This is a genomic window from Arthrobacter sp. H41 (assembly GCF_000520535.1).
Taxonomy (GTDB): domain Bacteria; phylum Actinomycetota; class Actinomycetes; order Actinomycetales; family Micrococcaceae; genus Arthrobacter_D.
In genome coordinates this window covers 18,214-19,039 of sequence record NZ_KI914795.1, presented here as the reverse complement: position 1 = coordinate 19,039, position 826 = coordinate 18,214, and the positions used below count along the sequence as shown (strand labels likewise).

Genomic DNA, 826 nt, shown 5'->3' with positions numbered 1-826 from the left:
ATCCCGGGGACGGTCTTCCCGCCTTTTCCTTTTGTGTGCAGGAGTCAATTCCCTCCGAGTACGGGAGGTGGTCCACCCGCGACGTCCAGGGACGCCTTCCTGGCACGACGACGCCCCTGCCCCCGCACCACGACGGCGAGCCCCACAAGGATCAGTCCGAGACCCGCATAGGTGCCCGCCGGCAGCTGCTCGTCCAGGAAGATTGCGGCCAGGACGGCTGCTCCCGGAATCTCGAGGAGGATCACCATCGACACGACCAGCGGACTCATCACGGCGAGCAGGTGATTGAACACCGAATGTCCCATGATCTGTGCCACGAGTGTCACCGCCAGGATTCCGATCCAGGCTGCCGGTGGAAACCCGGTGAGGGGTTGCTGGAACACCAGGCACATTCCCAGCAGGATTCCGGCGCACCCTCCATAGCACAGCGTGGTGTAGGTTCCCGTGGACAGTGTGCGGCGGGCCCTCCGAGTACGGGAGGTGGTCCACCCGCGACGTCCAGGGACGCCTTCCTGGCACGACGACGCCCCTGCCCCCGCACCACGACGGCGAGCCCCACAAGGATCAGTCCGAGACCCGCATAGGTGCCCGCCGGCAGCTGCTCGTCCAGGAAGATTGCGGCCAGGACGGCTGCTCCCGGAATCTCGAGGAGGATCACCATCGACACGACCAGCGGACTCATCACGGCGAGCAGGTGATTGAACACCGAATGTCCCATGATCTGTGCCACGAGTGTCACCGCCAGGATTCCGATCCAGGCTGCCGGTGGAAACCCGGTGAGGGGTTGCTGGAACACCAGGCACATTCCCAGCAGGATTCCGGCGCA

General features: G+C 64.9%; 2 protein-coding genes. Both read right to left on the bottom strand.

Features of this window, described 5'->3' with window-relative positions; translation table 11 throughout:
- Positions 1-44: 44 nt before the first annotated feature.
- Positions 45-428 carry an EamA family transporter gene (locus tag Y705_RS21845; protein WP_253908562.1) on the bottom strand — a complete coding sequence of 128 codons (384 nt, stop codon included), beginning with the start codon at positions 426-428 and terminating at the stop codon, positions 45-47.
- Positions 323-826: DMT family transporter (locus Y705_RS23135; RefSeq protein ID WP_253908560.1), on the bottom strand; the 504-nt coding region annotated here is incomplete at its 5' end. The genes Y705_RS21845 and Y705_RS23135, both read right to left, overlap by 106 nt.